At 73.0% G+C, this 25,735-nt stretch carries 27 protein-coding genes; 10 read left to right on the forward strand and 17 right to left on the reverse strand.

Features of this window, described 5'->3' with window-relative positions:
* Positions 1-289: 289 nt before the first annotated feature.
* Positions 290-1,444, reverse strand: a complete 1,155-nt coding sequence (locus QSK45_RS20015) for an endo-1,4-beta-xylanase (RefSeq protein WP_285558750.1) — start codon at positions 1,442-1,444, stop codon at positions 290-292.
* Between the two features lie 422 nt (positions 1,445-1,866).
* Between QSK45_RS20015 and QSK45_RS20020 the strand changes: the two genes are divergently transcribed.
* On the forward strand, positions 1,867-2,958 hold the full coding sequence (locus QSK45_RS20020) for a DUF8017 domain-containing protein (RefSeq protein WP_285558751.1): 1,092 nt from the start codon (positions 1,867-1,869) through the stop codon (positions 2,956-2,958).
* A 151-nt stretch (positions 2,959-3,109) separates the two neighbouring features.
* Positions 3,110-3,535 (forward strand): SHOCT domain-containing protein, encoded by a 426-nt coding sequence (locus QSK45_RS20025; RefSeq protein WP_285558752.1) that lies wholly within the window; start codon positions 3,110-3,112, stop codon positions 3,533-3,535.
* A gap of 10 nt (positions 3,536-3,545) precedes the next feature.
* On the opposite strand, the gene QSK45_RS20030 is transcribed toward QSK45_RS20025, so the two are convergent.
* From QSK45_RS20030 to QSK45_RS20040, 3 genes are all read right to left on the reverse strand, one after another.
* The gene (locus tag QSK45_RS20030; protein ID WP_285558754.1) at positions 3,546-4,391 is read right to left on the reverse strand and encodes a spermidine synthase; all 846 of its coding nucleotides are present in this window, start codon (positions 4,389-4,391) and stop codon (positions 3,546-3,548) included.
* Between the two features lie 51 nt (positions 4,392-4,442).
* Positions 4,443-5,618, reverse strand: coding sequence for an elongation factor Tu (gene tuf, locus QSK45_RS20035; protein ID WP_285558755.1), 1,176 nt, complete (start codon positions 5,616-5,618; stop codon positions 4,443-4,445).
* Positions 5,619-5,944: 326 nt separating this feature from the next.
* Positions 5,945-8,194 (reverse strand): DUF7507 domain-containing protein, encoded by a 2,250-nt coding sequence (locus QSK45_RS20040; RefSeq protein WP_285558757.1) that lies wholly within the window; start codon positions 8,192-8,194, stop codon positions 5,945-5,947.
* A gap of 159 nt (positions 8,195-8,353) precedes the next feature.
* On the opposite strand from QSK45_RS20040, the gene QSK45_RS20045 reads away from it, so the two are divergent.
* On the forward strand, positions 8,354-9,073 hold the full coding sequence (locus tag QSK45_RS20045; RefSeq protein ID WP_285558759.1) for a TVP38/TMEM64 family protein: 720 nt from the start codon (positions 8,354-8,356) through the stop codon (positions 9,071-9,073).
* A gap of 93 nt (positions 9,074-9,166) precedes the next feature.
* On the opposite strand, the gene QSK45_RS20050 is transcribed toward QSK45_RS20045, so the two are convergent.
* Positions 9,167-10,336 (reverse strand): thiolase family protein, encoded by a 1,170-nt coding sequence (locus QSK45_RS20050; protein WP_285558761.1) that lies wholly within the window; start codon positions 10,334-10,336, stop codon positions 9,167-9,169.
* Between the two features lie 152 nt (positions 10,337-10,488).
* Between QSK45_RS20050 and QSK45_RS20055 the strand changes: the two genes are divergently transcribed.
* Both QSK45_RS20055 and QSK45_RS20060 read left to right on the forward strand, forming a co-directional pair.
* Positions 10,489-10,959, forward strand: coding sequence for a winged helix-turn-helix transcriptional regulator (locus tag QSK45_RS20055; RefSeq protein WP_285558764.1), 471 nt, complete (start codon positions 10,489-10,491; stop codon positions 10,957-10,959).
* Positions 10,960-11,179: 220 nt separating this feature from the next.
* Positions 11,180-11,359, forward strand: a complete 180-nt coding sequence (locus QSK45_RS20060; protein WP_285558765.1) for a hypothetical protein — start codon at positions 11,180-11,182, stop codon at positions 11,357-11,359.
* Positions 11,360-11,364: 5 nt separating this feature from the next.
* Here QSK45_RS20060 and QSK45_RS20065 read toward each other — a convergent pair whose 3' ends face one another.
* Positions 11,365-11,979, reverse strand: coding sequence for a hypothetical protein (locus QSK45_RS20065; protein ID WP_285558767.1), 615 nt, complete (start codon positions 11,977-11,979; stop codon positions 11,365-11,367).
* Complete coding sequence (locus tag QSK45_RS20070) at positions 11,972-12,769, reverse strand: hypothetical protein (protein ID WP_285558769.1); 798 nt, start codon at positions 12,767-12,769, stop codon at positions 11,972-11,974. Before QSK45_RS20070 ends, QSK45_RS20065 begins: the two co-directional genes overlap by 8 nt.
* 109 nt (positions 12,770-12,878) lie before the next feature.
* On the opposite strand from QSK45_RS20070, the gene QSK45_RS20075 reads away from it, so the two are divergent.
* Both QSK45_RS20075 and lnt read left to right on the forward strand, forming a co-directional pair.
* Positions 12,879-13,343, forward strand: a complete 465-nt coding sequence (locus QSK45_RS20075; protein ID WP_285558771.1) for a nuclear transport factor 2 family protein — start codon at positions 12,879-12,881, stop codon at positions 13,341-13,343.
* 76 nt (positions 13,344-13,419) lie between these two features.
* On the forward strand, positions 13,420-14,994 hold the full coding sequence (gene lnt / locus QSK45_RS20080; RefSeq protein WP_285558773.1) for an apolipoprotein N-acyltransferase: 1,575 nt from the start codon (positions 13,420-13,422) through the stop codon (positions 14,992-14,994).
* On the opposite strand, the gene QSK45_RS20085 is transcribed toward lnt, so the two are convergent.
* Positions 14,912-15,823: a Gfo/Idh/MocA family protein gene (locus tag QSK45_RS20085; RefSeq protein ID WP_285558775.1), complete on the reverse strand. Its 912-nt coding sequence runs from the start codon at positions 15,821-15,823 to the stop codon at positions 14,912-14,914. The genes lnt and QSK45_RS20085 overlap by 83 nt on opposite strands.
* Positions 15,820-17,070, reverse strand: a complete 1,251-nt coding sequence (locus tag QSK45_RS20090) for an FAD-dependent monooxygenase (RefSeq protein WP_285558777.1) — start codon at positions 17,068-17,070, stop codon at positions 15,820-15,822. Before QSK45_RS20090 ends, QSK45_RS20085 begins: the two co-directional genes overlap by 4 nt.
* A 77-nt stretch (positions 17,071-17,147) precedes the next feature.
* On the opposite strand from QSK45_RS20090, the gene QSK45_RS20095 reads away from it, so the two are divergent.
* The 3 genes from QSK45_RS20095 to QSK45_RS20105 all read left to right on the forward strand — a co-directional run bounded on the left by QSK45_RS20095 (position 17,148) and on the right by QSK45_RS20105 (position 18,857).
* Positions 17,148-17,738: a TetR/AcrR family transcriptional regulator gene (locus tag QSK45_RS20095; RefSeq protein ID WP_285558779.1), complete on the forward strand. Its 591-nt coding sequence runs from the start codon at positions 17,148-17,150 to the stop codon at positions 17,736-17,738.
* 44 nt (positions 17,739-17,782) lie between these two features.
* On the forward strand, positions 17,783-18,295 hold the full coding sequence (locus QSK45_RS20100) for a DinB family protein (RefSeq protein WP_285558781.1): 513 nt from the start codon (positions 17,783-17,785) through the stop codon (positions 18,293-18,295).
* A 115-nt stretch (positions 18,296-18,410) separates the two neighbouring features.
* Positions 18,411-18,857, forward strand: coding sequence for a hypothetical protein (locus tag QSK45_RS20105; RefSeq protein WP_285558783.1), 447 nt, complete (start codon positions 18,411-18,413; stop codon positions 18,855-18,857).
* A 52-nt stretch (positions 18,858-18,909) separates the two neighbouring features.
* On the opposite strand, the gene QSK45_RS20110 is transcribed toward QSK45_RS20105, so the two are convergent.
* The 8 genes from QSK45_RS20110 to QSK45_RS20145 form a co-directional block, all read right to left on the reverse strand.
* Positions 18,910-19,416, reverse strand: coding sequence for a hypothetical protein (locus QSK45_RS20110; RefSeq protein ID WP_285558785.1), 507 nt, complete (start codon positions 19,414-19,416; stop codon positions 18,910-18,912).
* Positions 19,417-19,513: 97 nt separating this feature from the next.
* Positions 19,514-20,197 (reverse strand): uracil-DNA glycosylase, encoded by a 684-nt coding sequence (gene ung, locus QSK45_RS20115; protein ID WP_285558787.1) that lies wholly within the window; start codon positions 20,195-20,197, stop codon positions 19,514-19,516.
* A 121-nt stretch (positions 20,198-20,318) separates the two neighbouring features.
* The gene (locus QSK45_RS20120) at positions 20,319-21,899 is read right to left on the reverse strand and encodes an ABC transporter substrate-binding protein (RefSeq protein ID WP_285558789.1); all 1,581 of its coding nucleotides are present in this window, start codon (positions 21,897-21,899) and stop codon (positions 20,319-20,321) included.
* A gap of 185 nt (positions 21,900-22,084) precedes the next feature.
* On the reverse strand, positions 22,085-22,849 hold the full coding sequence (locus tag QSK45_RS20125) for an SDR family oxidoreductase (RefSeq protein WP_285558791.1): 765 nt from the start codon (positions 22,847-22,849) through the stop codon (positions 22,085-22,087).
* 12 nt (positions 22,850-22,861) lie between these two features.
* Positions 22,862-23,623, reverse strand: coding sequence for a 3-oxoacyl-ACP reductase FabG (gene fabG, locus QSK45_RS20130; RefSeq protein ID WP_285558793.1), 762 nt, complete (start codon positions 23,621-23,623; stop codon positions 22,862-22,864).
* A 149-nt stretch (positions 23,624-23,772) separates the two neighbouring features.
* Positions 23,773-24,222 (reverse strand): DUF3037 domain-containing protein, encoded by a 450-nt coding sequence (locus QSK45_RS20135; protein WP_285558795.1) that lies wholly within the window; start codon positions 24,220-24,222, stop codon positions 23,773-23,775.
* On the reverse strand, positions 24,219-24,983 hold the full coding sequence (locus QSK45_RS20140) for a HipA family kinase (protein ID WP_285558797.1): 765 nt from the start codon (positions 24,981-24,983) through the stop codon (positions 24,219-24,221). Before QSK45_RS20140 ends, QSK45_RS20135 begins: the two co-directional genes overlap by 4 nt.
* Positions 24,984-24,992: 9 nt before the next feature.
* Complete coding sequence (locus QSK45_RS20145) at positions 24,993-25,643, reverse strand: cysteine hydrolase family protein (RefSeq protein WP_285558799.1); 651 nt, start codon at positions 25,641-25,643, stop codon at positions 24,993-24,995.
* Positions 25,644-25,735 lie beyond the last annotated feature (92 nt).

Consider the following 25,735-nt stretch of genomic DNA (forward strand, 5'->3'; position numbering starts at 1 on the left):
ACGGTGCTTCCGGGTCATCGGCGCGAGCCCGCGCCCACCGGAGCCCGCGCACCACATCGCCATGAGCCTGACAAAGCAGGCACCCGCTTCACCGTTCACTCACCCGGCCGCAACCCGCCGTGTCAGCGGGACCGTGTCTGTAAATTCCGCGTGACCTCCGGCCCCTGGCGAGGATCCGTGCCGGTCGGAAAGCGCCAGAAGACCAGAAAACGCCAGGGGACGGACAGGGCTCAGGACCGGGAAAGGAAGAAGGGCCCCACGACGGGGGCCCTCTCCTCCCGGACGGGGTTCAGCCGTTGGTGTGGCGCGGGGCGTCGGCCGCGAGCCGCAGGTCCTGCTGGAGCGTGGAGTACGCCGTCTTCGGCTTCAGGTTCACGTCGTAGAGCAGGCCGTAGCCCTCACCGCCGAACGTGCCCGGGATCCAGGAGTCGCCGTCGTAGACGCCCCAGACCGTGAAGGAGACGCACTGCTTGACCAGCTCGCAGCCCTTGAGCAGCTCGGAGAACTCGTAGGGCTGCGCGTACTGGGCGAGCGAGTCGGTGGGCACCTGGTCGGTCGGGTTGTCGACGAAGGTGCGCACGTCGGCCTCGGTGACGGCGACCTTGAGGCCCAGGTCGCCGAAGGCCTGGAGATCGGCCTGGTAGCGCTGGGCGTCGAAGCCGTACTGGGTGTCGAGGTGGCCCTGCTCGCCGATGCCGTCGATCGGAACGCCCTGCTCGCGCAGGTTCCTGACGAAGTCGTAGACGGCCTGGAACTTGACGTTGGTCCCGTCCTCGCCGGTGATGTTGTAGTCGTTGTACATCAGCAGGGCCTTCGGGTCCGCCTTGTGCGCCCAGCGGAACACGTCGCCGACGATGCCCGAGCCGAGGTGCTTGATCCAGAAGTCGTCGGCGTTCAGGCCGTCGGCCTGCGGGGTCTCCCACGAGTTGGCGAAGACCTCGTTGACCACGTCCCACTGCCACACCTTGCCCTTGAAGTGCGTGACCTCGTCGGTGACGTGCCGGTGGAGGATGTCGCGCAGCTGCGCGTCGCTGATGGAGCCGTTCGCGACCCCGGTGGTCAGCCAGCTCGGCAGCTGGTTGTGCCACATGAGGGTGTGGCCGCGGACCGCCTGCCCGTGCTGCCGGGCGAACCGGACCAGCTGGTCCGCCGCCGTCCAGTCGTAGACCCCGCGGCTGGGCTCCACACTCTCCCACTTCATGGCGTTCTCGGCCGTGACCGTGGAGAACTGGCCCGCGACGATGTCGGTGTATCCCTTGTCGCCGCCCAGCCGGGCCGCGTCGACCGCGGTGCCGATGCGCAGTCCCTGCTTCGAGCCCAGCGCCCGCAGGGAGGTGTCCGAGCCGCCGCTCCCGTTGGCGAACGCGACGGCGGCGGGGATGAGCAGGAGAGCGGCGGCGGCACCGGTGGCGACGAGCGTGGATCTGCGTCGAAGCTGCTTCACGGCAGGCTCCCGGGAGTGAGTGGGCCTCGAAAGTTTCGGGGCAACGTCCGATCGGAGGTGGCAAGCTAGACCTCGCGCTCTCACGGAGTCAATGGGGCTGCATCCGCTGATCCACATCGGGCTCGGACCCACACGGGAGGGCGAAACTTTCGAGCCTCGCGCCCGGCGTCGTGCGCCCGCCGGAACGGCCAAGGGCTCCGGTCCCAGGGCCGCCGTGTCCGGTCCCGGCCCCCGCGGCCGGCTTCTCGTGGTCGGTACCGGCCCCCGCGGCCGGCTTCTCGTGGTCGGTCCCGGCCCACCCGCCGCCACAACGAGCAGGAGCCGCCGAACAGCACGCCTCCCCGCGCACCGCGCGGCTTCGCTACGGCGCTGACGAGATCCCGTGACCGAACCGTGCCGCCGCCGCACTAGGGTTGTCGGCCATGTGGCCAGATCAGCAGCCGCCCGGGGGCGCGCAGAACCCGCAGCAGAACCCGTACCAGCAGCCGGGTTACCAGCAGCAGCCGAATCCGTACCAGCAGCCCGGGTACCAGCAGTACCCGCAGCAGGGTCAGCAGCCGGGAGCGGGGCAGTACCCGCAGCAGGGTCAGCCGGGGGCGGGGCAGTACCCGGGGGCCGCCGGTCCCTACGGGCCGCAGCAGCCCCCGTGGGGCGGGCAGCCGCCCACGGTGCCGATACAGCCGCCCCCGCAGGGCGGCGGGAACGGCGGCGGCAACCGCACGAAGCTGGTCGCGATCGTCGCGGCCGCGGCCGTCGTGGTCGCCGCCTGTGTGACCGGCGCGCTGGTCCTCGGCGGTTCCAAGGACGACAAGGCGGACGGCGGGCACGGCGGCGGCACCAGCCCCTCGCCGACCGGGGCGTCGTCCTCCCCCGCCTCGACCGACAACCCGCGCGCCGCGGAGAGCGAGAAGCCGACCGTGCCGGGCTGGAAGGTCGTGGTGAACCCCAAGTGGGGCATCGCGTACGACGTGCCCTCGGACTGGCAGGCGCAGGCGCCCGACATGGAGGTCGGCTTCGAGGACCGGAAGTCCACCGACGGCAAGCCCCTGATCGTGATGTCGGGCACCGCGGAGGACCAGCCCAAGTGGTGCACGTCCGACGACGACAAGGACGGGCGCACCGACGACACCCCGCTCGCGGTCGTGGGCTCCAAGGGTGCCAGCGGCGCCAAGAACACCGACCAGATCGCCGTCAACACCCCGGCCTGGTGGGTCTACGGCGGCTACACCCAGCCCGACAAGAAGAGCATCACCTTCGACAAGAAGGCCACGCCCTTCACCACGACGTCCGGCATCAAGGGCAGCTACGCGTGGGCGCGCTCCAGCGGCACCCCGCAGAAGGGCAAGTGCGCGAGCGACGGCAAGGCGCTGACCTTCGGCTTCCAGAACTCGGCGCACGACTACGTGTCGTTCAACTTCTACGGCGCCAAGGGTGTCCAGGGCGAGGTCCCGCAGGCCACGATCATGAAGATCCTCGGCTCGGTCCGGCTGCACGGCACCCCGACCTCGAACTGACCCGGCGCGACCCCCGCGTCGCCGTCCGTCGTCCCCGGCGGCCTCACCCGCTCACCCGTGCCGGGTGAGGCGCCCGGGGCCCCGCCGCGCCCAAGCTGGCAGCAGCGAGGGTCCGGCCCCCGGGGCGGCCCAGGACGGAGGGACGAGGCAGATGGGCACACGGCTGTATCTGGCGTACGACTATCCGGTGCTCGGCGCCTTCCTCACGATGCTGTGGTTCGCGCTGTGGATCCTGTGGTTCTTCCTGCTCTTCAGGGTCGTCTTCGACATCTTCCGCGACGACGGCCTCGGCGGCTGGGCCAAGGCCGGCTGGCTGGCCTTCGTGGTCGTGCTGCCGTACCTCGGCGTCCTGGTCTACCTGATCGCCCGCGGCGCCGGGATGGGCCGGCGGGAGGTGGAGCAGGCGCAGCGGCGCAAGCGGGAGTTCGACGCGTACGTCCGTGAGACGGCGGGCGGGCACAGCAGCACCGACGAACTGGCCAGGCTCTCGGAGATGCGCGGGCAGGGCACCATCTCCGAGGAGGAGTTCGCCCGCGCCAAGGAACTCGTCCTCAGCGGCCACCGTCCCGGTTCCTGAACCCCCGGCGTCATCCGATGCCGAAGGACCCGCCCGGGGGCACCGGCGACGGCACCGCGTCCGCGTCCTCGACCGGCCGCGCATTGCCGATGAACTCCCGTACGGCCAGGCCGTGTTCGACCCGTGCGGGGAAGGCGTCCGCCGCCACCCGGCGGGCCAGCACGGCGACGTCCGGCGGCCGGTGCGAGGCGATGAGCACCGCGTTGCCGAACCGCCGCCCGCGCAGCACCCCCGGCTCGGCGATCAGCGCCAGTTCCTCGAAGACCGCGGCGAACGTGGCCAGTTGGGAGCGCAGGAAGGCGAACGGCGCCGCGTCCGCGAGGTTGGCGAGATAGGTCCCGCCGGGCCGCAGCACCCGCTCGGCCTCGCGGGCGTAGGCGAGGGTGGTCAGGTGGGCCGGGACCCGGGAGCCGCCGAAGACGTCCGCGATCAGGACGTCGGCGCTGTCGTCCGGCGCGGCCTCCAGCCAGGCGCGGGCGTCGGCGGCGTGCACCGTGACGCCCGCGCCCTCGGGCAGCGGCAGGTACTCGGCGACCAGCTCCAGCAGCCCCCGGTCCGCCTCCACGACGTCCTGCCGCGAACCGGGCCGGGTCGCCGCGACGTACCGGGGCAGGGTCAGCGCTCCCCCGCCCAGGTGCAGCACGTCCAGCGCCCGCCCCTCGGGGGCCACCGTGTCCAGCGCGTGCCCGAGGCGGCGCGCGTACTCGAACTCCAGGTACGTCGGCTCGTCCAGATCGACGTACGACTGCGGCGCCCCGTCCACCGTCAGCAGCCAGGCCCGCTCCCGGTCGACATCGGGCATGAGCCTGGCCTCACCGTGGTCGGTGGCGCGGAAGACGGGTATCGATTCGTTCACCCGTCCATTGTCGGCGACCGCACCCCGAGGGGTGCGGTCGCCGTGGCGGGCTCACAGCACGGCGGTGACCGTACCCGCGCCGACCGTCCTGCCGCCCTCCCGGACGGCGAACCCGAGCCCCGGCTCCAGCGGCACCTCCCGCCCCAGCTCGACGGTCATCTCCGCCGTCTCGCCGGGCCGGACGACGGCCGCCGCGCCGAGGTCGACGTCCCCGACCACGTCCGCGGTCCGGATGTAGAACTGCGGCCGGTACCCCGTGGTGAGGGGCGTGGTACGGCCCCCCTCGCGCCCGGACAGCACGTACACCCGCGCCGTGAACCGCCGTGCCGGCACCACGCTCCCCGGCGCCGCCACGACATGCCCGCGCCGCACCGCGTCCCGGGGCACCCCCCGCAGCAGCACGGCCACGTTGTCCCCGGCCTGCGCCTCGTCCATGGGCTTGCCGAAGGTCTCCAGGCCGGTGACGACGGTCTCGACGCCGTCCGCGCCGAGCACCGCCACCCGGTCGCCGAGCCGCAGCGTGCCGCGCTCCACGGCACCGGTGACGACCGTGCCGCGCCCGGTGATCGTGAGGACGTTCTCCACCGGCATCAGGAACGGCGCGTCCAGATACCGCTCGGGCATCGGCACGTACGTGTCCACCGCGTCGAGCAGCGCCTCGATCGACGCCGTCCAGCGCGGGTCGCCCGCGAGGGCCCTCAGCCCGGAGACCCGTACGACGGGCACCGCGTCGCCCGGGTAGCCCTGCGCGGTGAGCAGGTCGCGGACCTCCAGCTCGACCAGGTCGACCAGTTCCTCGTCGCCCGCGCCGTCCGCCTTGTTGAGGGCGACGACGATGTGGTCGACCCCGACCTGGCGGGCGAGCAGGACGTGCTCGGCGGTCTGCGGCATGATCCCGTCGAGCGCGGAGACGACGAGGATCGCCCCGTCGAGCTGCGCGGCGCCGGTGACCATGTTCTTGACGTAGTCGGCATGGCCGGGCATGTCGACGTGGGCGTAGTGACGGGTGTCGGTCTCGTACTCGACGTGCGCGATGTTGATGGTGATGCCGCGCGCGGCCTCCTCGGGGGCGCGGTCGATGCGGTCGAAGGGCACGAAGGTGCCGGTGCCGCGCTCGGCGAGGACCTTGGTGATGGCGGCGGTCAGGGTGGTCTTGCCGTGGTCGACGTGACCCATGGTGCCGATGTTCAGGTGCGGCTTGGTGCGCACGTATGCCGTTTTGGACATGGCTGTACCTCGAAGCCTTCGCGGTCGTAAGGAAGTTGAGGACCCCCAGGAGTGGCCGACCCTCCCCCTGCGGGGTCCGCCGGACGATCCGGGGAGGGTCAGCTTCGGGCGCCGTCGACAGCGGCCGCGAGCGTGGGAACGGCAGCCTTCGGCACATCCGCGACCGCGGATGCTGCGAGGTGGAAGGCGTACCGGAACATGACGTCGATCATCCCCGACGGGATGTCCGGCGTCGAATGGTTTTCCGCCGCTTCCGGGGCGGGGGGTGCGCACAGACGGCCGGCGCCGCCCCTGGCTGGGGCGGCGCCGGCGCGGTGCGGGGTGACTCAGACGCTGCCGCGGCGCTTCCGCTTCTCGCAGCCCTGGTCGTGCCCCGGCTTGCCGTACTCCGGCTTCGGGGGGCACGGCGTGACGGTGACGATGACGGTGGCCGAGGCGGGCTCGCCGGCGATCTCCCGGCCCTGCGGGTCGGTGCCGGCGGCCTGTGCCACGTTGGTGATCCGGCACTCGACGGTGCCGTCGTCACCGCCGCCACCGCGGGTACCGGTCTGCGGGCAGACGTCGACGTCGGCCTGGGTGATCTGGTACGAGCCGTGGCAGGTGGTGCTCGCCCCGGGCGCGAGTGTGGTCGCGTCGCAGGTCACCGTGGCGACGCGGTCGTCCGCGACGTGCACGGCGTGCAGCTGGGTGGTGCCGGTGTTGGTGACGGTGTACTCGTACCGGACCGTGGACCCGACCTGGTACGGACCGCTGGAGACCACCCGCTTGCGCAGGGTGAGGTGCGGCTGCCCGACGGGGAGGGTCTGATAGGTCTCCGGCGAGGTGACGGTCCGTCCGTTCGCGGTACCGGTCGCCGTGGCGGTGTTGGTCACGGAACCGGCCGTGCCGTCCGCCTCGGTGATGGTGTAGGTGCCGGTGCAGGTGGTGCTGTCACCGGTCTCCCGCGCCGGGGCGAGGGTGGTCGACTCGCAGGTGACGTCCCGCACGTGGTCGTCGTGCACCGCGACATCGGTCAGCTCGACACCGCCGGTATTGCGGACGGTGTAGTGGTAGGTGACCGTCTGCCCGACGGAGTACGGGCCGGGCGTCTCCACCTGCTTCTCGACCTCGACGCCCGGCACCCGCTCGACCGGCACGCTCTCCGAGGAGGGCGGCGAGGTGACCGTCTCCCCGTCGGACGTGCCGGTGGCGGTGGCGGTGTTGTCGATCGAGCCGTGCGCCGCGTCCGCGGCCGTCACCGTGTACGTCGCCGTACACGTGACCGTCTGACCGGGCGCGAGGCTGGTCACGGGGCACGAGACCGGGCCGACCTTCGGGTCGTCGACGGCCAGGCCGTTGATGGTCGTCCCGCCCGAGTTGGTGACCACGAAGTCGTACGGCACCTGCGAACCGACCGTCAGGTCGCCGGGCAGCGGCTGCCGGACCTGCTTCACCAGGTTCAGCTCGGGGAGCGGCCGCTCGCTGCGGACGACCACGTTGCGGATGAGGTGGGTGTCCGTGAACAGACCGGTGGAGCCCGCGAACCCGAACTTGTAGGTGGGCGGCACGGGGGTCGGGGCGGCCGTCTGGAGCACCTGCCGGAAACCGTTGCCGTCGTTGAAGTCGATGGACACGGTGACCTGCGGGTCGGGCGCCGGGGTGATCACCACGTGCACCCGGCGGCGCGACGGCTCCAGGTCCCGTTCGGCCTGGACGGGGTCGCTCGACACCTCGGTGGTGGGACCCTGGAGCTGTCCCGGAAGGGTCGAGGGCCAGGGTCCGGTGGTCGAGAAGTTGCTCGTCGTGGCGGTGAGGAAGCAGTAGCCCTCGATGCCGTCACCGGGACCGCGCAGCGTGACCATGTTGGGACCGGGCGCGGGTACGCGGAAGGACGTGCCCGCGGGCGAGCGCCGGCCGGGCGGGCAGCCGTTGCCGCGGTGTTCCCAGTCGCCGAAGTAGTTCCCGAGGACGTCGAGCCCGACGCCCAGGTAGCCGCGGTCCACACCGGGCTGGAACGCGGCGTTCGGGTCGTCGTCGGGCAGCTTCTGCGCATAGCCGAGGCTGCCGCCGAAGGCGCCGGGGTGGGTCAGCTGCGTGTCGCCGTTGACCAGGAAGAACGAGATGCCGTCGGCCGGGGCGATCTGGCCGGTGGTGGTGCCGTACTGCCACTGGTCGAAGGTGACGTCGAGGCCCTCGTTGGCGGGCAGCGCGTGGTTGTAGAGGACGGCGCCGGCCTGGTCGGTCGAGGAGTCCGTCAGCCGGAGGTAGCCGTGCGGGGCGGCGTTGTCGGGCGGCACCGGGCCGGTGCCCGCCGTACAGCCGCCGAGCGGATGGTCGCCCGGCCCCGGCAGGGCGCCGACCTGGGGCGCACCGGTGAGGCACGCCGAACCGACACCCGTGAACTCCGGGGCCGTCGCCTGCGTGAACGTCTCGTCGAGCAGGGTCGATCCGCCCTGGCGCGGCTGCGCGTGGGCGAGTTCGCCGGTGTCCAGCGCCAGCGAGCCACCGACGCCGAAGGCGAGGGTCAGTGCCGCCGCGGCGACCCGGGAGGTCCGTGCGTGGCCGCCGAGCGGCGATGAGCGTTGTTTTCGCTTCATGCACAGCATTGGTAGCAGTCACGCTCCGTAGGCACTTGCAGGCAAGCCGCGTGCCCCGGTCGACTACCCGGTCAGCCGCACCGATCCGGTGCCTGCGACGGCCCGTCCGGGGAGCCCTCTATCATCGGCGGCGGCCGTCGATGTCTTCCAGGGGGTCACGTGCTCGATGCCACCACCGTCCCCGCGCCGCCCGTGCCCCGGGCGGGGTTCGCGGCTCGCTGCGCCCGAGCGCTGCTGTCCCCGTGGGCGCGGTTGTCCCTGCTGCTGGTGCTGCTGGTGGGCGCGGGCGCGCTGGTGCTGCTGTTCGAACCGCAGCGGCTGCTGACCCGGGGCTGGCCGCCGCAGGCGGGCGGGCTGGTGGCGGCGCTGGTGTTCGGTGCGGGATACGGGCTGTGCACCGTGGCGTTCGTGCCGCGGCCGCTGCTGAACCTCGCGGCGGGCGCGCTGTTCGGCTCCCGGTTGGGGCTCGGTACCGCGCTGGCGGGAACGGTGCTGGGGGCGGGCGTGGCCTTCGGGCTCGGGCGGCTGCTGGGGCAGGACGCGCTGCGCCCGTTGCTGCGCGGGCGGTGGTTGCGGGCCGCGGACGGGCAGCTGAGCCGGCACGGGTTCCGGTCCATGCTGGCGGCGCGGCTCTTCCCGGGGGTGCCGTTCTGGGCGGCGAACTACTGCGCGGCCGTCTCTCGGATGGGCTGGCTGCCGTTCCTGCTGGCGACGGCGCTCGGTTCGGTCCCGAACACCGCCGCCTACGCGGTCGCCGGCGCCCGCGCCTCGGCGCCGACGTCCCCCGTGTTCCTCTTGGCGATGGCCTGTATCGGCGCCCCGGCGCTGGCGGGCACGGTGGTGGCGTGGCGGCACCGGCACCGGCTGCGCGGAAGGTGACGAGGGGACGCGGCCGGTGACGGCGCCCCAGCCGGCCGGCGCCTCGGGGCCGGACGGTCCCCCGGCGGCGGTCGGCCGGTATCTCACCAGCGGTCAGACGGCTTCCAGGATCATCGCGTTGGCGAGGCCGCCCGCCTCGCACATCGTCTGGAGGCCGTAGCGGGCGCCCCGTTCGCGCATCGCGTGCACCAGGGTGGTGGTCAGCCGTGTGCCGCTGGCGCCGAGCGGGTGGCCGATGGCGATGGCGCCGCCCTTCACGTTGACCTTGTCCAGGTCGGCGCCGGTCTCCTGCTGCCAGGCGAGGACCACGCTGGCGAACGCCTCGTTGACCTCGAACAGGTCGATGTCGGCGAGGGAGAGGCCCGCGCGGCTCAGCACCTTCTCGGTCGCCGGGATGACCCCGGTGAGCATCAGCAGCGGGTCGGAGCCGGTGACGGCGAAGCTGTGCAGCCGGGCGAGCGGGCGCAGGCCGAGCCGGGCGGCGGTCTCGCTGGAGGTGATCAGGACGGCGGAGGCACCGTCGTTGAGCGGGCTGGTGTTGCCCGCGGTGATGTTCCACTCGATCTGGGGGAAGCGCTCGGCGAAGTGCGGGTCGTGGTAGGCGGGCCGGAGTCCGGCGAGGATCTCCGGGGTGCTGTCGGGTCGTACGCACTCGTCGCGGGTGACGCCTTCCAGGGGCGCGGTCTCGGCGTCGAAGAGCCCGGCCTCCCAGGCCGCGGCGGCCTTGCGGTGCGAGGAGACCGCGAAGGCGTCCATCTCCGCGCGGGTCAGCGACCACTTGGCGGAGATGAGTTCGGCGCTGATGCCCTGCGGGAGCAGACCCTCGGGGTAGCGCGCGGCGACGCCGGGCCCGAAGGGGTCCTTGCCCGCGGGCACGTTGGACCACATCGGCACGCGGCTCATCGACTCGACACCGCAGGCGACGACCATGTCGTAGGCGCCGGCGATGACGCCCTGGGCGGCGAAGTGCACGGCCTGCTGGGAGGAGCCGCACTGGCGGTCGACCGTGGTGGCCGGGACCGTCTCGGGCAGGCCCGCGGCGAGCACGGCGTACCGGGTGGTGTTCATGGCCTGCTCGCCGACCTGGTCGACGGTGCCGCCGATGACGTCGTCGATCAGCGCCGGGTCGACGCCTGAGCGCTCGACCAGGGTCTTCAGCGTGTGGGCGAGCAGCTGGACGGGGTGGACGTCCGCGAGGGCGCCGGTGGGCTTGCCCTTGCCGATCGGGGTGCGTACGGCCTCGACGATCACTGCGTCTCGCATGGTGCGGCCTCCTGCGGCGGAGCGGGCTCGTTCACGAGCATGGTTACCGGTGGGTAGGAAACCCGGACTCACCATAGCTCCGTGAGTTGGAAAATCAAACCCACGTCGCTCGCCAGGGTTGGAAAACCAAACCCTCAACTAAACTGGGCGCCATGGCCGCACCGAAGGACCCGCGCCCCTGCTCCATCGCCGACACCCTCGCGGTGGTGGGCGAGAAGTACTCCCTGCTCGTGCTGCGGGAGGTGTGCCTGGGCAACGGCCGGTTCGACCAGCTGGTGCGCAACATCGGCGCCCCGCGCGACATCCTCGCCACCCGGCTGCGCCGGCTCGTGGACGCCGGGGTCCTCACCAAGCGCGCCTACAGCGAGCACCCCCGGCGCTTCGACTACCGGCCGACCGCGGCGGGCCTGGAGCTGGAGCCGGTCCTGATGGCCCTCAAGGAGTGGGGCGACCGCCATCTGCGCGACAACACCGACCTGCCCATGACCATGGAGCACAGCTGCGGCCACGACCTCGTCCCGGTCGTCACCTGCCGCGCCTGCGGCGCCCCCGTCCACCACGACGACCTGACCGCCCACCCGCAGACCCCGGGCTGGACGGTCAAGGGCCCCGTGTCCACCTGAACACCCGTGCGCGACAAGGTGGTCCACCCGGGCTCCCGGCGCCCCGCCGCCCCCGTTTCGGCCATCTCCCCGCCGCCGCCCGGCGTCAACTCAGCCGGGCATATGCCACCTGAACTGGGCCGACCGCGGGTCACACCCGAGCGCACCGGTGACCAACGGCATACGTTCTGCGTAGCCGCGCGGTAGCGCAGTGTCAGCCCATGCCCCTAGGCTGTTCCGCATGTCCCCCCATGTCCCGCCCCCTGGTTCCACACGGTCTGCCGCCGAGGTGAACGAGCAGATCCGCGCCCTGTGGCTGCGCACGGGCGGCTCCCTCTCCGCCCAGGAACGCGCGGAGTACGAACTCCTGGTCGTGGAGTGGGCCGAGGCGATCCGCGAGGAGATCATCGAGGCGGCCTGACCCGGTCAGCTCCCCGCGCCGCTGCGGCCCGTCGCGCGTGTCCACAGGGACAGATCGCTGCTCGTCGCGACGGCGAGGGTCTGCCCGGAGGGGGAGAAGCCGGCGGCGCGGAACTCGGAGTAGGCGCAGTGGAAGACGTGCCACCAACGCTCGCCGTGCGGACCGGAGTAGGGGAACCCGCCGCCGTCGGACAGCAGGACGCGCTCGTGCGGCCAGGCCGGGACCACGACGTCCAGTCCCCAGCCGTCCCCGGTGGTGGTGTGGAGACCGCCGCCGAAGAGCCCGGCGATACGCACCCTGCTGCCGGCGACCGGTCCCAGTCCGGGACACGACAGGTCGGGGTCCGCGTCGGGGGTGCTGTCCTCGGGGTCGGGGTCGCGGTCCCGGGCGATCTTCTCTCCCGTGACCCCGTCGAACAGGCCGTGGCCGTCGCCCGAGACCACCATCACCAGGTCCCGGCCGGTCGCGGGGTGCGGGGCGAAGCCGATCCCGAGAAGTCCGCCGACCGGGGCGTACGCGACGCGCTGCCAGGGCTGGGGCGCCGGTACCACCGGGGCGGCGAGGAGCCGTTGCCGCAGGGCCCGCTGGTACGGCGAAGGCTCCGGCTCGGTGTCAGCCACGCCGCCACCAGCGCCGCTTCGGTTCCCGTGGGCGGGTGTCCGGTCCGGCCGCCCCGCGAGCCGACGCCGTGTCCGGGGCGAGGGCGCGCAGGGCGGTGCGGATGCGGTCGAAGGTGGCGATCGGGTGGTGGTCGTCGCCGGGCAGCACCACCCCCGCACAGACCAGCTTGAAGCTGTTCCCGCCGACGGGGGCGCTGACGAAGACGGGCGCGCCGACACACCCCCGCGGCAGATCCCCGACCCAGCGGACGTCGCCGTCGGCGGTGCGCGTGACCCCGCCGACCACGACAGCCTGCTCCCGGGCGCCGTCACCGGCCCCCACGTCGTGGCCCAGCACATAGGCCGCGACCGGCTCCGCGCCGAGGCCGGCCACGTCCTCCTCCCCGGCCGCGATGCCGTCGGTGATCTCGTCGGTCGTCCAGCGCCACCCCTTGCGCGCGCCGTGCGCGTGCAGCCCGGCGGTGGACATGACCGCCACGCCCAGGCCGTCGAGGTGGATCCACCCCTCGGCGAAGTCGGTCATCAGCAGTTTCCCGGCGCTCATCGCGGGAGCGCACAGCTCCGGCCGCAGCGTGAACTCGGCGTTCTCGACCCTCGCCGGCTCACTGGCGGTCACGAGGTACTGCCGGATGACCTCGCCCTCGGCGGTGGTCCCCACCAGCTCGTTGAACCAGAAGGCGGTCGCGTGCCGATCCTCCCGGTGCAGCCGCTGGAAAGGCAGCGTCGCGCGGCCGGCGTTACTTACGATCGCGTCTATGGTCGCGCTGTGAAGGTCTGGGAGATCGGACACGGTGCCAGAGCATAGCGAGGGGTGCCGTACAGGTCCCCCGCTCCCCCGAACCACCGAATTCCCCCGCACGCCTCTTGGCTCCGTTCCCGCCGTGGCCAAGACTGAGGCGATGACGCAGCGTGCGGAACTCGCGACCGTGCTGGACCGGCTGGCCGTGGACGAACTGGTCACCGCGTACGCGGTGACGGTGGACGACGGCGACTGGGCGGCGTACCGGAGCCTGTTCACGCCCGGGGGCAGGGCCGATTACCGTTCGTCCGGAGGGATCGAGGGCGGGGCGGGGGAGATCGCCGGGTGGCTCGCCGAGAACCTGGGGCGGTTCGCCGTGCGCCAGCACCTGATCGTCAACCGGCGGGTGCGCTTCGGGGTGCTGGAGCACGACACCGGGGACACCGCGCGGGTGCGGGCCGACTACGTCAATCCGATGCGCCTCACGGACGGGGGCGGCCCGGCCGCGCCGGACCTGGAGAGCGGCGGGCGGTACGACTTCGGGCTGCTGCGCACGCCGGAGGGCTGGCGGATCGGCGAGGTGGTGGTCACCGAGAAGTGGCGGCGGACGACCCCGCACCGGTGACCAGGGGCCGAAGGCCCCCTGTCGTAGATCGCTTGCGGCGCGCACACTGGAGCCCTGGGGTGTAGGGAGGCTCCGCATGACGACGATCGACCGCTGGCTGGCCTCCCCCTGGCGGCGCTCCGCCGTCGTCGCCCTCGCGGGCGCCCTGCCCGTGCTGGCCTTCCCGGCGCCGTCGCTGTGGTGGTTCGCCTACGTCGCCCTGGTCCCCTGGCTGCTGCTGGCCCGCTCCGCGCCCACCGGCCGGCGGGCGGCGTACGACGGCTGGTGCGGCGGCTTCGGCTACCTGGTCGCCGTGCACCACTGGCTGCTGCCGAGCCTGCACGTGTTCATCTTCCTGATCGGCGCGCTGCTCGGCCTGCTCTGGATGCCCTGGGGATGGCTGGTGCGCCGCTATCTGGGCGGCGCCCCCTCCCCCGGCCGGTGCGCCGTCGCGCTCCTGGTGCTGCCCTCGGGCTGGCTGCTGGTGGAGCTGGTCCGCTCCTGGCAGGGACTCGGCGGGCCCTGGGGCATCCTGGGCGCCAGCCAGTGGCAGGTGGCACCGGCGCTGCGGCTGGCCTCGGTCGGCGGGGTCTGGCTGCTGAGCTTCCTGGTGGTGGCCGTGAACGTGGCGGCGGCCGTGCTGGTCTCGGTGCGCGGGGCGCGGATGCCGGCGGTGGCCACGGTGGTCGCCACCGCCGCCGCGACCACGGCCGCGTGGACCTGGGCGCCCCGGCCGCAGATCGACGGGAGGACGCGGATCGCCGTCGTACAGCCGGGCGTCGTGGCCGGGCGGGACAGCGCGCGGCTGCGTTTCGACCGGGAGGAGCGGCTGACCCGGCGGCTCGTCGGGCAGGACGTCGACCTGGTGGTGTGGGGCGAGTCCAGCGTCGGCTACGACCTCGCCGACCGGCCCGACCTGGCCCGGCGGATCGCCGCGCTGTCCCGCGCGACCGGCGCCGATGTGCTGGTCGACGTGGACGCCCGCCGCTCCGACCGGCCCGGGATCTACAAGAGTTCGGTGCTCGTCGGTCCCGACGGCCCGACCGGTGACCGGTACGACAAGATGCGCCTCGTCCCCTTCGGCGAGTACATACCCGCCCGCTCCCTGCTCGGCTGGGCCACCTCGGTGGGCAAGGCGGCCGGGGAGGACCGCAGGCGCGGCACCGAGCAGGTCGTGATGAACGTGGGGCACGGGCTGCGGATCGGCCCGCTGATCTGCTTCGAGACCGCGTTCCCCGACATGAGCCGGCACCTCGCCGAGGACGGCGCGGACGTGCTGCTCGGGCAGTCCTCCACCTCGACCTTCCAGCACAGCTGGGCCCCTGGGCAGCACGCCTCGCTGGCCGCGCTGCGCGCCGCCGAGACCGGCCGCCCGATGGTGCACGCGACCCTCACCGGCGTCTCCGCCGTGTACGGCCCGAGCGGGCAGCGGCTCGGACCCTGGCTGGGCACCGGCGCCAGCACCGCACAGGTGTACGACGTCCCGCTCGCGCACGGCAGCACCCCGTACGTGCGCTACGGCGACTGGCCGGCGCAGGTCGCGCTGCTGGTGCTGGCCGCGCTGTGCGCCGGCGAGGGGGTACGGGTGCTCAGGCCGCGCCGGGGTGGTCCTGAACCGCTCGCACCACCCGCTCGCACAGCTCATGGGTCGCCAGCGCGTCCCGGGCGCTGAGCACCTGCCCGGCGCGCACCGCGTCCAGGAAGGCGTGCACCGCCTGCTCGATGCCGCGCTGACGGGCCACCGGCACCCAGTCGCCGCGCCGGCGCACGGTCGGCTGGCCCTTGTGGTCGATCACCTCGGCGAGGTTGAGCACCTGGCGCTTGGTGTCCTGCCCGGAGACCTCGAGTATCTCCTCGGCGGAGCCGCTGAGCCGGTTCATCACGCCGAGCGCGGTGAAGCCGTCGCCGCCGAGCTGGAGCACCACATGGTGCAGCAGCCCGTCCTGGACGCGGGCGCGGACCGTGACGTCGTCGATCGGGCCCGGCGCGAGGAAGCGCAGCGTGTCGACCACGTGGACGAAGTCGTCCAGGATCATCGAGCGGGGCTCCTCGGGCAGCCCGACGCGGTTCTTCTGGAGCAGGATCAGCTCGCGCGGGTGCTCCAGGCACTGCGCGTACCCGGGTGCGTAGCGCCGGTTGAAGCCGACGAACAGGGAGACGCCGCGCTCCTCGGCCAGCGCCACCAGTCGCTCGGAGTCGCCGAGTTCGAAGGCGAGCGGCTTGTCCACGTAGGTCGGCACCCCCGCCTCCAGCAGCCGGGTGACGATCTCGGGGTGGGCGGCCGTGGGCGCGTGCACGAAGGCCGCGTCGAGCCCGGCGGCGAGCAGCGCGTCCAGGTCCCCGTGCCGCCGCCCGGGTGGCAGGTGCAGGCCGTCGGCGACCCGGACGAGGGTGGCGGGGGTGCGGGTGTGCAGATGGAGGTCGATCCCGGGCAGCGCGCCCAGCACCGGCAGGTACGCCTTCTGCGCGATGTCCCCGAGTCCGATGCAACCGACCTTCACGTGTCTCTCCCCTGGCGCTCGCCCGCGTGTACCTCCCCGGCAGCATACGGGGGCCGCCAGCCGGCGATGCCGTCGAAGCCGCGCAGGAAGAGGGCGGGGTCGAACGTGGACAGGGCGGCCATCGCGGTGTCGCGCACGGCGACGGCGGCGCGGCCGCTCGCCAGGTTGACGCGCGCGGTCCTGACGGCCTGGCGGGCGATGGCCGTCGTACGCGGGAGCCGGGCGGCGGTGTAGGCGGCGAGGTCGCCGGCGGGCGCGCAGGCGTGGTGCGCGAGCACGACCGCGTCCTCAAGGGCCTGGTTGCCGCCCTGTCCGAGGGTGGGCGGCATGGCGTGGGCGGCGTCGCCGAGGAGGGCGACCCGGCCCGAGTGGTAGGCGGGCAGCGGGGTGGCGATGTGGCGGACGTCGTGCCGCAGGACGTCCTCGGGACGGGCGGCGGCGAGCACGGCGGGCACGGGGTGGTGCCAGCTCCCGTACCGGCGCAGCAGTTCGGCCAGCTCGTCGTCGGGGGCACGGCCGCCCGCCGGGGTGACGGCCGCCGCGTAGGCGTAGACCCGGCCGTCCTTGAGCGGGTGCGTGCCCCACAGGTGGCCGCGGCCCCAGGTCTCGTGCGACGCGAACTCGGCACCGGGCACGGGGATCAGGAGCCGCCAGGTGGTGAACCCGGAGTACACCGGCCCCGGGTGGCCGGGGAACAGGGCGGCCCGGACACGGGAGTTGATGCCGTCCGCTCCGACGACCAGTTCGGCCTCCAGCTCTTCGTGGCCGGTGGAGGGGGCGGCCGGGTCACCGGGACCGGCGGGCGTGGTGGGGCCGGTGCGCACACGCGCGGGCCGTGTGCGGTCACCCGGGTCGGCGACGGTCGCCGTGGTCCCGGTGCGGATGCCGCCGGGTGGGAGCAGCGCGGCGAGGCGGTCGACCAGGGTGGCCCGGGGCAGCAGCACCACAGGGTCGCCGAAGCGCGCGGTCACGGCCTCGGCGCTGCTGCGCGACAGCCAGCGCCCGGCGGGGGTGCGCAGTCCGCCGTCGCCCTGCCAGGCGGCCAGGGCGCGGATCTCGTCGCCGATGCCGAGGACGTCCAGGGCGCGCAGCGCGTTGGGGGCGAGTGAGATGCCGGCGCCGACCGGGGCCAGGGAGCCGGCCCGCTCCAGCACGGTCACCTCCCAGCCGCGCCCGTGGAGGGCCGCGGCAGCCGCCAGCCCTCCGATCCCGCCGCCGATGACGACCGCGCGCGCCGATCCCGCCATGACTCTCCCCTTCCTCACTACAACTGTAGTACACGTCCACGCTACTACACCCGTAGTGCGGTGGATAGGGTCTCCCCATGTCCGTACGCACCACCGGTCCCTCCCGCGCCGACCTCGTCGCCGACACCGCCCTCGCCCTGCTCGCCGAGCGCGGGATGCGCGGACTGACCCACCGGGCCGTGGACGAGGCGGCCGGGCTCCCGCCGGGCTCGACCTCGAACGTGGCCCGCACCCGGCAGGCACTGCTGGAACTCGCGGTACGACGGCACGCCGAGCGCGAGGCCCGGATCCTCGCCCCGGCCGAACTGCCCGACCCGGCCGACGGCCTCGACCCGCTGGCCGACGGACTCGCCCGCGCGGTGCACCGTTCCCTGACCCAGGGCCGCGCCCTGCTGATCGCCCGCTACGAACTCGCCCTGGAGGCCACCCGCCGCCCCGAACTGCGCGCCTACTACGACCGCGCCGGCGCCGTCTTCAAGGAGCGACTGGGCGCGATGCTCCGGGCCGCCGGCTCCCCCGACCCGGACCGGCACGTGCTGTCGCTGGTCGCCTGGGCGGACGGTCTGATGTTCACGTGCGCGGCGGGGTCGTTCAGCACGGAGGTGCCGGAACTCGCCGAGATCCAGGCAGATGTACGGGAGTTGCTGGCGGGCATGCTGGGGCGCTGAAATCCCCTGGAACCGTCGGCACCCGGCGGGCGAGGATGGGCGGCATGACGAGCGAACGCGACGAACCCGCCCTGAACGCAGGCGAACGCGAGATGCTGGAGGGCTGGCTGGACTACCACCGCGGGACCCTGATCGCGAAGTGCGAGGGCCTGACCGACGAACAGCTGCGCACCGCGTCGGTGCCGCCGTCCGGGCTGACCCTGATGGGGCTGGTGCGGCACATGGCCGAGGTGGAGCGGTTCTGGTTCCACGAGGTGCTGCTCGGCGAGGACCAGGGCGTCCTGTACTGCTCCGAGGACGACGCGGACGGCGACTTCCACGTCACCGAGGCGGACACCTGGCAGGAGGCGTACGCCACCTGGCAGGCCGAGGTGGCCGCGGCCCGGCGCGATGCCGCGGGGCGGTCGCTCGACGTCCTCTCCCGGCGCACCAGCCGGTCGAGCGGTGAGGCGTTCAGCCTCCGCTGGATCTACACCCACATGATCGAGGAGTACGCCCGGCACAACGGTCACGCCGATCTGCTCCGGGAGCGGATCGACGGCGCGGTCGGCGTCTGAGGCGTCATCCCCGGCGCCCGGAAACCCCTCGTTCGGTGCGGGAGTTCACCCGGGCGGCGGCACCGGGCCCGACTCCTCGATGCCAACCGGGCGCCGAACCAGCATCGTTGCGCGGGTGCATCGAACGACGATCAGCGCGGCGCTTCTGGTCACCGTCGCCGCCTCGGCCCTCGCGGGGTGCGTGACGGTACGGCACACGGCGGCACCGGGACCGCCCCCGAGTGCCGCGCCCTCCCGCCCCGCGGCACCCCGCGCGGACGGCAGCGCGTCCCCGCGGGTGGTGCAGGCACCGGCCCGGGAGGCGCTGGAGATGGTCGGCCCGTCCGGCGACCCGGCGCCCGCCGCCAAGGCCGCCCCGCACGGGAGCCCGGCCGCCCCGCCCGCCGCGCGCCCGCCCGCTCCCCCGCGCGCCCGGCCCCCCGCGCACCGCCCCGCGCAGCCACCGCCGGGCACCTCCCGGCAGGTGCCCGCGAACGTGTGCGACCTGGGCCGCGAGTACGGCGGCTGGCGCGGCAACAGCCCGGAGTCGGAGATCTGCGAGCGGACGTACGGGCGGCGCTGAACCGGCCGGTGACCGGCGCCTCCCGCAGCCGGTCCCGCCCGCACGCCGCCCCTCAGCTGGGCCGCTGCCTCGGCGGCCCCCAGGCCCCGCCGCCCGGCGGACCGTCCTGCCCAAGCCGCAGCTCCAGGCGCCCGATCGCGGCCCGGACGCCCGCGCCGTAGCCGTCGTCCGGAAGGACGTCCGCGGCGGCGCGGGCGTGGCCGAGCTGGGTGCGGGCGGCCTCGGTACGGCCCAGCTTCGCGTAGTCCGCGGCCAGGTTGAGGTGGAGCGAGGGGAAGAATCCCGGCACGCTCCGGGGATGTCCCTCGGGCAGCTCCCGCGCCGCCGCCAACGCCCTCAGGTCCCAGGCGAGTTCGTCGGCGGGGTCGTCCTGGGTGTCGGCGAGGTAGTGCGCGAGGGTGCAGCGGTGCAGCGGGTCGCCGTCCTCGCCGATCTCCGCCCACAGGTCGAGGAAGCGGCTGCGGGCCTCCTCGCGGTCGCCGCCGTGGTGCAGCATCACGACCTGGCCGATCCGCGTCAGCACCTCGTCCCGGGCCGTCTGTTCCCGTCGCTCCGCCACCGCGTCCTCCGGCGATCGTCCGCTGTCGTGCCCCCGACGCTAACCGGCGCCGCCGGGATTCCCGGTCAGGCGGCGCCGACGCCGTCGCGCGCCGCCGTCAGCCCAGGTCGGGGATGCGCCAGTCGACCGCCTCGTGGCCCTGGCGGGCGATCGCCTCGTTGATCTGGGTGAAGGGACGCGAGCCGAAGAACTTCTTCGCGGACAGCGGGGAGGGGTGCGCGCCCTTGACCACCACGTGCCGCTCCTCGTCGATCAGCGGGAGCTTCTTCTGCGCGTAGTTGCCCCACAGCACGAACACCGCCGGGTCGGGGCGGGCGTCCACCGCGCGGATCACGGCGTCGGTGAACTTCTCCCAGCCCTTGTTCTTGTGCGAGTTGGCCTCGCCGCCCCGGACGGTGAGGACCGCGTTGAGCAGCAGCACACCCTGGCGGGCCCAGGGCATCAGATAGCCGTTGTCCGGGATCGGGAGGCCCAGTTCCGCCTGCATCTCCTTGTAGATGTTGCGCAGCGAGGGCGGGGTCTTCACGCCGGGACGGACCGAGAAGCACAGACCGTGGCCCTGGCCCTCGCCGTGGTACGGGTCCTGTCCGAGGACGAGGACCTTGACCTTGTCGTACGGCGTGGCGTCCAGCGCCGCGAAGACCTCGTCGCGCGGCGGGTAGACGGGGCCCTTCGCCCGCTCCTCCTCGACGAACTCGGTCAGCTCCTTGAAGTAGGGCTGCTGAAGTTCGTCGCCCAGAACCCCGCGCCAGGACTCGGGCAGCATGGCGATGTCGGTCACGTCAACGTCCTCACGATGTCGATCAATTACCGCGTGCGGTCACTTCCAGGATGCAGAACCTACAGGCGACCACTGACAACGGGCGCCCGAAGGGTCCGCCCGGGGGTCCGCGTCCCGCCGCTCACCAGCTGGTCTTACGGTGCAGCGTCCACATCATCATGATCGTGGAGGGGTCGAGGGCCTGCTCTCCGCCGGATATGTCGTCGCTGGCCGCCACGTACTGCCGGCCCTGCCACAGCGGGAGCAGCTGTACGTCGCTCGCGATGATGCGCTGGGCCTGCTCCATGTCCTTGACCGTCTGGGCGCGGTCGCTCTGCGCGCGCGAGTGCGGCAGCAGCCGGTCGGTGATCTCCTTCGCCGGGTACGGCGTGCCGAGCGCGTTCTGCTCGCCGGTGAAGGGGGCGATGAAGTTGTCCGCGTCGGGGAAGTCCGGGGACCAGCCGCGGCCGAACACCGGGTACTCCCCCTTCTGGTAGCCGACGACGTAGGTCTTCCAGGGACGGCTCTTGAGGGTGACGGTGAACAGCCCGGAGCCCTCCAGCTGCCGCTTCAGCTCCTGGAACATCAGGGCGGTCTCGGAGCCGTAGCGGTCGGTGGTGTACCAGAGGGTGAGCGGCACCTTCTGGTCGATGCCCGCGTCCCGGAGGATCGTCCGGGCCTTGGCGTCGCTCGGGTCCCCGTAGTCGTCGAAGAAGGCGGTGGTGTGGCCCACGAGGCCCTTGGGGACCATCGAGTACAGCGGGTCGACGGTGTCCTTGTAGACCTTGTGCGCGATCGCGCCCCGGTCCAGGAGCTGGGCGACGGCCTTGCGCACGGCGGGCCGCCCGGCCCAGGGGTCCTTCGGGTCGAACACCAGGTAGCTGATGTCCGTGCCGGCGCCGTCCACGAGCTGGAGGTCGGAGTTTCCCTGCTGCTGGAGGGCGAGGATGTCGTCGGCGGCGAGACCGCGGTAGGTGACGTCGATCTGCTTGTCGCGCAGCGCCTTGACCATCCCGGCGGAGTCCTGGAAGTAGCGGATGGTCACCGCGTCGTTCTGCCGCTGGGCGAAGCCGTGGTAGTTGCCGTTGCTGGTGAGGACGGCCTGCCGGTCCTCCTGGTAGGACTGGAGCTTGTACGGCCCCGAGCCGTCGGCGCCGGAGTCCTTGCGCAGGGCGCGGGCCGGGTAGTCCTTCGGGTCGACGATCGACAGGGCCGGGGTGGCCAGCACGAAGGGGAAGGTGGCGTCGGACTTGCCGAGGTGGAAGACGACCTCGCGGTCGCCCGAGGTGTCCACGCTTTCGAGGCTGCCGAGCAGTCCGGCGGGGCCGCCGGGGGCGTTGACGGCGCGGATGCGGTCGACCGAGTACTTGACGGCCTCGGCGTTCAGCGGGTCGCCGTCGGCGAACTTCAGGCCCGCGCGCAGGGTGCAGCGGTAGGTGCGGCTGGAGGAGTCGGCGAAGGAGCAGTGCTCGGCCGCGTCGGGCTGGGGGGCCGTCGCGCCGTTCGGGTAGGCGAGGAGCGTCTGGAAGATGTTCCGGTACAGCTCCCAGGACCCGTCCCAGGCGCCGGCCGGATCCAGGGTGCTGGGCGCGCTGGTGGTGCCGACCACGATCGGGCCCTCGTCGGCCGGGCCTCCGTCGGACAGCAGGCCGCAGCCGCTCGCCACCAGCGACACGGACGCGATCGCCGCGACTCTCCGCAGGAATCGGTTCCGGTTGTACAACGCGCACGCTCCTCGATCCGCCTACCAAGGTCGGCAGACCTTACCGCAGCGTCAGACGGCCAACCTCCCCCGGATCGGGGCTGGTTGATCGCAAAGAACATGACCACGTTGTCATTCGGCCGGGCGTCCGCTGTGCGGTGCCCCGGGCGCCGGTCCGTCCGGAATCCGGCGCCCGGGAGGTGGTTTCACACCCCGGCGTTGAGGAAGAGTCCACCGTCCACGACGAGGGTCTGGCCGGTGACCCAGGCGGACTGCCCGGAGGTGAGGAAGGCCGCGGCGCCGCCGATGTCGGACGGCACGCCGAGCCGGCCCAGCGGGTAGGAGGCGGCCGCCTCCTCCTCACGGCCCTCGTACAGGGCCTGGGCGAACTTCGTCTTGACCACGGCCGGGGCGATCGCGTTGACCCGCACCCGGGGCGCGAACTCGTGCGCCAGCTGCTGGGTCAGGTTGATCATCGCGGCCTTGCTGACGCCGTAGGCGCCGATGAACGGCGAGGGCGCGAGACCCGCGATCGAGGCGATGTTGACGATCGTGCCGCCGTTGTCCTTCTGCCAGGCGTGCCAGGTCTTCTGGGCGAAACCGAGCGCCGAGATCACGTTGGTCTCGAAGACCTTGCGGGCGACGTCCAGGTCCAGGTCCGCGATGGGCCCGAAGACCGGGTTGGTACCCGCGTTGTTGACCAGGTGGTCGAGGCGGCCGAAGGCCTCCATGGTGCGCTCGACGGCCTCGCTCTGGTGGTCGAGGTCGTGCGCCTTGCCGGCCACGCCGATGACCCGCTCGGCGCCGAGCTTCTCGACGGCCTCCTTGAGCGCGTCCTCGTTGCGGCCGGTGATGCACACCCGGTCGCCGCGTGCCACGAGGGCCTCGGCGACGCCGTAGCCGATGCCGCGGCTGGCCCCGGTGACGAGGGCGACCTCGCCCGACAGCGGCGGAAGTTCTGCGGAAGTCATGTCCCGTATCCCCTAGTCGAGCGGTCCGCCGGCGACGTACAGCACCTGGCCGGAGACGAATCCGGCCGCCTCGCCGGTGAAGAAGGCGATGGCGTTGGCGATGTCCTCGGGCTCACCGACGCGCTGCACCGGGATCGCGCTCGCGGCGGCCTTCTTGAAGTCGTCGAAGCCCATGCCGACGCGGTCGGCGGTGGCCTTGGTCATCTCGGTGGCGATGAAACCGGGGGCGACGGCGTTCGCGGTGATGCCGAACTTGCCCAGCTCGATGGCGAGGGTCTTGGTGAAGCCCTGGAGCCCCGCCTTGGCGGCCGAGTAGTTGGCCTGGCCGCGGTTGCCGAGCGCCGAGGAGGAGGACAGGTTGACGACACGGCCGAAGCCGGCGTCGACCATGTGCTTCTGCACGGCCTTGGTCATCAGGAAGGAGCCGCGCAGGTGCACGTTCAGGACGGTGTCCCAGTCGGAGACGCTCATCTTGAACAGCAGGTTGTCGCGCAGCACGCCCGCGTTGTTGACGAGGATCGTCGGCGCGCCCAGCTCCGCGACGATCCGGGCGACGGCCGCCTCGACCTGCGCCTCGTCGGAGACGTCGGCGCCGACCGCGATGGCCTTGCCGCCCGCCGCGGTGATCTTGTCGACGGTGTCCTTGCAGGCGGCCTCGTCCAGGTCGATCACGGCGACCGCGCGGCCCTCGGCGGCCAGCCGCACGGCGGTGGCGGCACCGATGCCGCGCGCGGCGCCGGTGACGACCGCGACCCGCTGTTCAGTGGTGGACATTGACTGTTTCTCCTCGCCCTTGAGAGAACCCGTACGACCCTTCGGGAGGGCCTTCCGGTGCGGTGAGCGACCGCTTAGTATCTTCGGCTCACCCGACGCTAGAAGCCCTGGCACCCGGTGTCAACGGCACATCCCGACGTTGTGATCCATTACCTCACCAGGAGGTCCAGCAACCGCTCCGTCTCGGCGGCCGGGTCGGTGGTCAGACCGGTGTGCACGGGACCCGGCTGGACGACGGTGGAGCGGGGCGCGATCAGCCAGCGGAAGCGGCGCCCGGCGTCGTCCCCGGCCGCCTGCCCGGCCGCCGCGCCACCCGCGCAGTGCCGCTCGATCGCGCCGAGAGCGGCCCGGATCCCGGCCACGTCGGCCTCCGGGTCCAGGGCGCGCAGCCGCGCCTCGTCCAGATGGGTGCGGGCGCCGACGTAGCCCTGGGCGCGGCAGTAGACGGCCACGCCCGCGTTGACGCACTCGCCGCGCTCGATCCGGGGCACGACCCTGATCAGCGCGTACTCGAAGACGTCCCGGTCGCCGCCCTGACCGGCCCGGGTGATGTGGCGCTCGGTCACATGGCCGGCCATGTGGATGTGGGTCTCGCTCACTTGTCCTCCTGGATGCCGGTGACGCGCCCGGCGATGACGGCGGCGCGGGCGAGCAGCGGGCGCGCGTAGGCCCGGCGCAGTTCGTCCGGGGTGTCGAAGCCGGGTTCGCCGGCGAGCCAGGCGTCCGGGATCTCGGCGGTGACCTCGGCGAGCAGGTCCTCGGTGACGCGGGGCGCGAGGTCGGCCGCGGCCGCGGCGAGGTCGGGGGCGAAGCAGGCGAGGGCGTGGTCGCCGGCGTCGTAGGGGCGGGCCGCGGAGGCCTCGGCGGAGGGCCAGTTGTGGTGCCAGATCATCGTGGCGCCGTGGTCGATGAGCCACAGCTCGCCGCGGTGCACCAGGAGGTTGGGGTTGCGCCAGGAGCGGTCCACGTTGTTGATCAGCGCGTCGAACCAGACGATCCGCCCGGCCTCCTCGGGGCTCACCTCGAAGGCGAGCGGGTCGTAGCCGAGGGCGCCGGAGAGGAAGTCCATGCCGAGGTTGGTGCCGCCGCTGGCCCGCAGCAGTTCCTGCACCTGCTGCTCCGGCTCGCCGAGCCCCAGCACGGCGTCCAGTTCGACGGTGACCAGGCGGGGCGTCCGGAAGCCGAGGCGCCGGGCGAGTTCGCCGCACACCACCTCGGCGACCAGGGTCTTGCGGCCCTGCCCGGCTCCGGTGAACTTCATGACGTAGGTCCCGAAGTCGTCGGCCTCGACGAGCCCCGGCAGCGAGCCGCCCTCACGCAGGGGCGTGATGAAGCGGGTCGCGGTGACTTCCTTGAGCATCGCCCCAGGTTACTGTGGACGGCCGCGGCGCGGGGGCGCGAGGAGGCCGAGCATCTCGTCGGTGGTGGTGATGGTGGCGACGAGGGAGAGGGTGTGCCGGATCACCGCGGCGGTGTAGGCGGCGGGCACCCCGGCGATGGCGTCGGCCGGGACGACCGCGGTGTAGCCGAGGTTGACCGCGTCGAACACCGTGTTGGGGATCGCCACGTTGGCCGAGACCCCGGTGACGACCAGGGTGCGGCAGCCGAGGTTGCGCAGCAGGGCGTCCATGCCGGTGGCGCCGAGCGGCGACAGCCCGTGCAGCCGTCGTACGACGAGATCCTCCTCGGCGACCTCGACCGGGGGCGCGATCCGGACCGCGGTGCTGCCGGACAGCTGCCGCACGGGGAGTCGTTCGGCGGCGCGGAACAGCCGGGCGTTGCGGCTGGCGCCCCGGCCGTCCGGGCGGCGTTCGGCCACCGCGTGGATCACCTGCACGCCGCCCCGGTGCGCGGCGGCGACCAGCCGGGCGACGTTGCCGAGGGCCCCCGAGGAGCGGGCGGCGCGGGCGAGTTCGGGCAGGGCGGCGTCCGGGCCGACCACGCCCCGCTGGCACTCCACGGTCAGCAGCACGGTGCTCGCCGGGTCGAGGAGGTCGCCCACTCGCTGGTACGCCGCCATCACGCGCCTTTCGCCGGGTCCGGGGCGGTGAGAGTAGCGGCCGCCCGCGGGAGAGGGAAGACGACCCGTTCCCTTCCCTGACGCGATGTCAG

It is taken from the genome of Streptomyces hygroscopicus subsp. hygroscopicus (assembly GCF_030269125.1).
GTDB lineage: Bacteria > Actinomycetota > Actinomycetes > Streptomycetales > Streptomycetaceae > Streptomyces > Streptomyces hygroscopicus_C.

Excerpts from the sequence above, each read along its gene's own strand:
- QSK45_RS20020 (WP_285558751.1), top strand. The coding sequence starts at position 1,867 with ATGTGGCCAGATCAGCAGCCGCCCGGGGGCGCGCAGAACCCGCAGCAG.
- QSK45_RS20025 (WP_285558752.1), top strand. The coding sequence starts at position 3,110 with ATGGGCACACGGCTGTATCTGGCGTACGACTATCCGGTGCTCGGCGCC.
- tuf (WP_285558755.1), bottom strand. The coding sequence starts at position 5,618 with ATGTCCAAAACGGCATACGTGCGCACCAAGCCGCACCTGAACATCGGC.
- QSK45_RS20040 (WP_285558757.1), bottom strand. The coding sequence starts at position 8,194 with ATGAAGCGAAAACAACGCTCATCGCCGCTCGGCGGCCACGCACGGACC.
- QSK45_RS20050 (WP_285558761.1), bottom strand. The coding sequence starts at position 10,336 with ATGCGAGACGCAGTGATCGTCGAGGCCGTACGCACCCCGATCGGCAAG.
- QSK45_RS20055 (WP_285558764.1), top strand. The coding sequence starts at position 10,489 with ATGGCCGCACCGAAGGACCCGCGCCCCTGCTCCATCGCCGACACCCTC.
- QSK45_RS20060 (WP_285558765.1), top strand. The coding sequence starts at position 11,180 with ATGTCCCCCCATGTCCCGCCCCCTGGTTCCACACGGTCTGCCGCCGAG.
- QSK45_RS20075 (WP_285558771.1), top strand. The coding sequence starts at position 12,879 with ATGACGCAGCGTGCGGAACTCGCGACCGTGCTGGACCGGCTGGCCGTG.
- lnt (WP_285558773.1), top strand. The coding sequence starts at position 13,420 with ATGACGACGATCGACCGCTGGCTGGCCTCCCCCTGGCGGCGCTCCGCC.
- QSK45_RS20090 (WP_285558777.1), bottom strand. The coding sequence starts at position 17,070 with ATGGCGGGATCGGCGCGCGCGGTCGTCATCGGCGGCGGGATCGGAGGG.
- QSK45_RS20095 (WP_285558779.1), top strand. The coding sequence starts at position 17,148 with ATGTCCGTACGCACCACCGGTCCCTCCCGCGCCGACCTCGTCGCCGAC.
- QSK45_RS20100 (WP_285558781.1), top strand. The coding sequence starts at position 17,783 with ATGACGAGCGAACGCGACGAACCCGCCCTGAACGCAGGCGAACGCGAG.
- QSK45_RS20125 (WP_285558791.1), bottom strand. The coding sequence starts at position 22,849 with ATGACTTCCGCAGAACTTCCGCCGCTGTCGGGCGAGGTCGCCCTCGTC.
- fabG (WP_285558793.1), bottom strand. The coding sequence starts at position 23,623 with ATGTCCACCACTGAACAGCGGGTCGCGGTCGTCACCGGCGCCGCGCGC.
- QSK45_RS20140 (WP_285558797.1), bottom strand. The coding sequence starts at position 24,983 with ATGCTCAAGGAAGTCACCGCGACCCGCTTCATCACGCCCCTGCGTGAG.
- QSK45_RS20145 (WP_285558799.1), bottom strand. The coding sequence starts at position 25,643 with ATGGCGGCGTACCAGCGAGTGGGCGACCTCCTCGACCCGGCGAGCACC.